Annotated in this window: 4 protein-coding genes and 1 pseudogene; 3 read left to right on the forward strand and 2 right to left on the reverse strand. The window is 74.4% G+C overall.

Going from position 1 to position 6,000, the window contains the following annotated elements; translation table 11 throughout:
* Nucleotides 1-292: 292 nt before the first annotated feature.
* Nucleotides 293-700: a DUF3597 domain-containing protein gene (locus E2C05_RS13590; RefSeq protein ID WP_133220184.1), complete on the forward strand. Its 408-nt coding sequence runs from the start codon at nt 293-295 to the stop codon at nt 698-700.
* Between the two features lie 254 nt (nt 701-954).
* Complete coding sequence (locus E2C05_RS13595) at nt 955-3,651, forward strand: bifunctional diguanylate cyclase/phosphodiesterase (RefSeq protein WP_205082815.1); 2,697 nt, start codon at nt 955-957, stop codon at nt 3,649-3,651.
* Nucleotides 3,652-3,683: 32 nt separating this feature from the next.
* Here the strand turns inward: E2C05_RS13595 and E2C05_RS13600 are convergent, their stop codons facing one another.
* The gene (locus tag E2C05_RS13600) at nt 3,684-4,655 is read right to left on the reverse strand and encodes a Bug family tripartite tricarboxylate transporter substrate binding protein (RefSeq protein WP_158292106.1); all 972 of its coding nucleotides are present in this window, start codon (nt 4,653-4,655) and stop codon (nt 3,684-3,686) included.
* 216 nt (nt 4,656-4,871) lie between these two features.
* Here E2C05_RS13600 and E2C05_RS13605 point away from each other — a divergent pair, with 216 nt between their 5' ends.
* On the forward strand, nt 4,872-5,855 hold the full coding sequence (locus E2C05_RS13605) for a Bug family tripartite tricarboxylate transporter substrate binding protein (RefSeq protein ID WP_133220187.1): 984 nt from the start codon (nt 4,872-4,874) through the stop codon (nt 5,853-5,855).
* A gap of 39 nt (nt 5,856-5,894) precedes the next feature.
* Here E2C05_RS13605 and E2C05_RS13610 read toward each other — a convergent pair.
* A pseudogene (locus tag E2C05_RS13610) lies at nt 5,895-6,000 on the reverse strand (IS5/IS1182 family transposase); the annotation flags it as partial.

The following is a 6,000-nucleotide window of genomic DNA, read 5'->3' on the forward strand; positions in this document are numbered from 1 at the left end:
CTGTCCCGCGCCGGGCATGCAGGCAGCCGCGCCCCCTGGGGGATGGCCCTGGGCGATGACCCTGCGTGATGGCCCTGCGTGATGGCCCTGGGCGACGGCCCGGCGCGATGCGGCGCGAAGGCCGCCGGCGGGTGCGTCCCGCGGCGCCACGGCGCCAGCGCCCGGCCGATCAATCGGATGCGCAGTCCCTGGCCGTCAGGACGCCGTGAGGCACCGTCGCGGGAGCGGGCGAACCCGGTAAGCCGCCGGGAGTTGGACAGCCGGACCAATCCGGCGGTCCGGGAGACCTGCAATGAGCATTTTCGGCCGCATCCTCGAGAGCATCACGGGCCATGCCCGCGCGACGCAACCTGCCGCCACCCCGGGCACCGAGGGCAGCGCCCCGCCGGCATCGGCCACGCATGACGACGCGCCCCAGCCCGGCCAGGCGGCGGCGATGGGCGAGGTGGATGTCGCCGCCGTGCTGAACGGCCTGGCGGCGAAGGCGCCGCAGCGGCTGGACTGGCAGCATTCCATCGTCGACCTGATGAAGCTGCTCGGGCTCGACAGCAGCCTCGAGGCGCGGCGGGAACTGGCGCAGGAACTGCACTACGACGGCGATGCCGGCGACAGCGCGCGGATGAATGTCTGGCTGCATCGGCAGGTGATGCAGAAGCTGGCGCAGAATGGCGGCCGGGTGCCGGAAGAGCTGCGCCGCTGACGGCTGCGACGGGCTCGCGCGTCGCCGCCCCGCGGCGCCGCGCGGACCCGCCGGGGCTGCCCCGGTAGGGGGCCCCTCGACCCCCCGCTGCCCGCGCCGCCGCCGCTGTGCGGTTCGTGGTTTCTTCATCCTCCCTGGCTAACCCTGCCCGACGCATCCGCCGCCGGCGGCGTGTGGCGGCAAGGCGGGCGATGGCAGGCAGCGGCAAGGCAGCGCAGGGCGACAGGGCCGGCGGTTTCCGCCGCCGGCGCATCATGGTGCCGCTGCTGGCCGGCGGCCTCGGCATCGGTCTGGCGGTGGTCGTCGCCGCGACCTTCATCCTGCTGAAGGTGCGGGAACGGATGCTGGAGGATGCGGGGCGGGAGCTCCGCAACCTGTCCTACGTCATCGCCGACCAGACCGAGCGGACGCTGCACGGCGTCGACCTGGCCATGGCCGCGGTGCTGGAACGCGCGCGTGCCGCCGGTGCCCTGACCGCCCCCGATGCCTTCCTCGCCTGGGCCGTGACGCGGGAGGCGCATGAGCGCCTGCGCAACCGTGCCCGCATCCTCCCGCAGGTCGGCAACATGATCCTGCTGGATGCCACGGGGCGGGTGGTCGCCAGTTCCCGCGGCTGGCCGCTGGAGCCGAACGATTCCAGCGACCGCGAGTATTTCACGGCGCTGCGCGACGGGGCGGAGCGGGTGCTGGGCCCGGCGGTGCGCAACCGCGGCAATGGCGAATGGGCCTTCCATCTCGGCCTCCGGGTGGAGGATGCCGAGGGGCAGTTCCTCGGCGCCATCGTCGGCGTGCTCGAGCTGCGGTACTTCGAAGGCGTCTTCGGCGGCCTGGCCCTGGCGCCGCAGAGCGCCATCACGCTCTTCCTCGCCGATCACCGGCTGCTGGTCCGCACCCCGCGGATCGAAGCGGCGCTGGGCCAGACCTTCCCGCCGCAATATCAGGTCGGCGCCAACCTCCAGCACCGGCAGGGCGTGGCGGTACGCGCCACCGGCCTCGACGGCACCGAACGGGTGATCTCCGCCCGCCACCTGGTCAATTACGGGGTGCGGGTGCATGTCAGCAAGCCGGTCGCGGCGGTGCTGGCGGCCTGGCGGGTCACCGCCTGGCGGCTCGCCGGCGGCGCCCTGCTCATGCTCACCATGCTGGCGGCGGCGGTCGGCCTGGCGATCCGCGGCATCCGGCTGGAAGCGGCGGCAGCCGACCGGCAGATTGCGCTGCAGGCGGAAGTGGCGGCGCGGCATGCCGAGTTCCGCGAGGTGATCGAGGCCCTGACCCAGGGCGTCTGCCGCTTCGGCGCCGATGGCCGGCTGGCGCTGGCCAATGCCCGCTGCCCCGAAGTGACGCGGCTGCCGCCCGCGGCGCTGACCCCGGGCGCCACGCTGCGCGACCTGGCCGCGGCCGCCGGGCCCGCCGCGAGCTGCCTGGTGCAGGAACTGGCGCTGCTGGCCGGGCGGCGGCTGCCCGATGCATCGATGCTGCACCTGCCCGACGGGCGGGTGATCGGCATCGGCGTGCGGCCGATGCCGGATGGCGGCTGGATGGCGACCTTCGAGGACGCCACCGACCGGCACGCGGCCGAGGCGCGGATGCGCCACCTGGCCCGCCACGATGCGCTGACCAACCTGCCGAACCGCATGCATTTCCATGAGGGGCTGGAGGCGGCGCTGCTGCGTGCCGATCCGGGGGGCGAGGACCGCATCGCCGTGCTGCTGATGGACCTCGACCGCTTCAAGCAGGTGAACGACACGCTCGGCCATCCGGCGGGCGACGAGCTGCTGCGGGCCGCCGCATCCCGCATCCTGCACGGCGTGCGCACCGGCCGCGGCGGCGGCGACATCGTTGCGCGGCTGGGCGGCGACGAATTCGCCATCCTCCTGCGCGCACCGGCGGGGGTGGATGGCGCGCGCGCCACCGCCGCCGGCGTGGCGGAACGGCTGGTCGCCGCCCTGTCCCAGCCCTTCCTGCTCGACGGGCAGGAGGCGCAGATCGGCGCCACCATCGGCACCGCGCTGTACCCCGAGGACGGGCGCAGCGCCGCCGAGCTGATGCGCGCCGCCGACCTCGCGCTGTACCGCGCGAAGGCCGATGGCCGCGGCCGTCACTGCTTCTTCGATCGCAGCATGGACGCCGCGGCGCGGGAGCGGCGGGCGATGGAACTCGACCTGCGGCGGATGCTGCTGGAACAGGATGGCCGCGACCTCGAGATCCATTTCCAGCCGATCGTCGAGGTGGCAACGCGCCGGCCCACCGCCTGCGAGGCGCTGGTGCGCTGGCGGCGGCCGGGCCAGGAAGGGCTGGTCAGCCCGGCGGTCTTCGTGCCGATCGCCGAGGAGGCGAACCTGATCATGGCGCTGGGGGAGCGGGTGCTGCGCCGCGCCTGCCGGGAGGCGATGCGCTGGCCCGACCCGACGCTGCGCCTCGCCGTCAACCTCTCCCCCGCGCAGTTCCGGGCGCCGGGGCTGACCCAGGCGGTGCACGCCGCCCTGGCCGAGACCGGCCTGGCGCCGCACCGGCTGGAGCTGGAGGTGACCGAGGGCGTCATGCTGCTCGGCACCGACCTCGTCTTCGCCACCATGCATGAGCTGCGCGCCCTCGGCGTCCGATTCGCGCTCGACGATTTCGGCACCGGCTATTCCTCGCTGTCCTATCTTCGCTCCTTCCCGTTCGAGCGGGTGAAGATCGACCGCGACTTCGTCCGCGACATCGAGGCGCGGCCGGACGACGCCGCCATCGTCCGCGCGGTGGCCAGCCTGTCGACCGAGCTTGGCATGGCGACGATCGCCGAGGGCGTGGAGACCGAGGGGCAGTTCCGCAGCCTTGCCGCAGCCCGCTGCCAGGAAGCGCAGGGCTACCTGTTCGGCGCCCCGGTCCCGGGCGAGGAGATCGTCGCGCTGCTGCAGCGCCTCGACACCGCGCCGGAGCCGGCGCCGGAGCCGGTCGGCGGCGACTGACCCCGGGGCCCTGCCACGCCCCACCCCGCCCGCTACTCGGCGCGGATGCCCAGCCGCTGGATCAGCCCGCCGAAGGTGCCCCACAGCTCCCGCAGCAGGCGCTGGAAGGCCTCCGGCCCCAACGGATCCACCTCCACGCCGATCGCCTCGAACTGCCGGCGCAGCGCCGGGGTGGCGAGGCCGGCGCGGATCTCCGCCACCAGCCGGTCGATGATGGGCTGCGGCGTGCCCGCCGGCACCATCATGCCGTTCCAGCCGCCGATGTCGTAATCCGGCGGCCCGCCCGCGGCGGCGATGGGCGGCACGCCCGGCACCAGGGGCGAGGGCTTGGCGGTGGTGAGGCCGAGCGCCCGCAATTGCCCATCCTGCACCAGCCTGCCGGCCGCCGCCGGCGTGTCGATGCCGTAGTCCACCTGGCCGCCCAGCAGCGCGTTCAGCGCCGGGGCGCTGCCCTGGAAGGGCACGTGCAGCGCCTCGATCCCCGCCTTGGCGTTGAACAGCGCGGTCAGCAGGTGCTGCGCGCCGCCGATGCCGGAGGAGTTGTGGGTATAGCGGCCGGGATGGGCGCGGAGCAGCCCGATGAAGCTGGCCAGGTCGCGCGCCGGGAAGTCCGGCCGCACCAGCAGCATGAAGGGCGCGATGCCGTAGTTGGAGACGGGCAGCAGTTCCCGCTCCACGTCGTAGGGCGTGCGGGCGACCAGCGGCTGGAAGCTGATCGGCCCGATGGAGGCGGCGAGCAGCGTATGGCCATCCGGCGCCGCCTTGGCCACGGCATTGGTGCCGATCTGCCCGCCGGCGCCGGGCCGGTTCTCCGGCACCACGGTCTGGCCCAGCCGTTCCGAGAGCCAGCCGGCCATGAGCCGCGCCTGGACATCGGTGGACTGGCCCGGTGGCCAGGGGATGACGATGCGGATGGGCCGCGCCGGCCAGGCGGGCTGCGCCCGGCCGAGGCCGGGCAGGAAGGGCAGCGCCGTCGCGGCGCCGAGGATCTTGCGGCGGGTCATGGTTGGTTCGGCCTCCCCCGCCCGGCCCCTCCTGCGGCGGGGACCGTTGCGGCGCCGCGCCATATGGGGCCGGGCGGGCGGGAAAACACCCATCGACCGGGATCGCGGTGGCGGCCGGCGGGACCCTGGCCGGCCTGCCGGTGCCAATCGCCGCGCCGGCCGGTGGCCGCGGCCCTGGCCGGCCGACCGGCGGGGTGATAGGCGCGGGGCATGCCGATGCCCCGACGGACCGCCCTGCGGCGCCTGCTCCTGCCCCTTGTGCCGCTTCTCCTGCCGCCGGCGGCGCGGGCGCAGGTTCCCTTCCCCGACCGGCCGCTGCGGCTGGTGATCCCCTTCCCCCCCGGCGGCACCAACGACATCGTCGGGCGGCTGGTGACCGAGGGCATGGCGCAGCGCCTGGGCCAGCCCTTCGTCATCGAGAACCGCGGCGGCGCCGGCGGCATGCTGGGCGCCGAGGTCGTCGCCAAGGCGGCGCCCGATGGCCACACCATCCTGCTCGGCGGCAGCGGCAGCCTGACCATCACGTCCCTGGTGCATGCGCGGGTGCCCTATGACGTCGCCACCGCCTTCGCCCCGATCGGCCTGATGGGGGCGGGGCCGAATGTCATCGTGGTGCATCCGTCGCTGCCGGTGCGCGACCTGCGGGGGCTGCAGGCGCTGGCGCGCACCGCGTCGCCGGCGCTGGCCTATGCCTCCCCCGGCGTGGGCAGCACCGGGCATGCGGCGGGGGCCATGATCCTGCAGGCGCTCGGGGTGGAGATGGAGCACATCCCCTATCGCGGCACCGGCCCGGCGCTGAACGATCTGGTGGCGGGGCGGGTGCAGGTCTTCACCAATGCGCTGGCGCCGATGCAGCCGCATGTGCAGGCGGGGACGCTTCGCGCCATCGCCGTCGCCGGCCGCGGCCGCAGCGCCGCCATGCCGGACCTGCCGACTACCGCCGAGCAGGGCTTCCCCGAGATCGAGGCGGCGACCTGGTTCGGCCTGCTGGCGACCGGCGGCACGCCGCCCGAGCGCGTGGCGACCCTGCACCGGGCGTTGAACGCGGTGCTGGCGGAGCCGGAGGTGCGTCGGCGGCTGCTGGAAGGCGGCGTCGAGGTGATGCCGAGCGAAAGCCCGGCGGAATTCGCCCGCTTCTTCGCCGAGGACCGGGCCCGCTGGGCACCGGTGGTGCGTCGCGCGAACATGCGCGCGGAGTAAGGGTGCGAACAGGCGCGCGGAGTAAGAGTCCGTCCGGGATCATGTTCTGGTTTGGCAGAGCCTTCGCAGCATGAGGCGGACGGAGGCCCAGCGCAGGAAGCACAGGCCTGACCGGTTCAGGCACTCCCAGTCCTTGGCGAGCCGA

The sequence above is a fragment of the Paracraurococcus ruber genome (assembly GCF_004353985.1).
In the GTDB taxonomy this organism is placed as follows: Bacteria; Pseudomonadota; Alphaproteobacteria; order Acetobacterales; family Acetobacteraceae; genus Paracraurococcus; species Paracraurococcus ruber.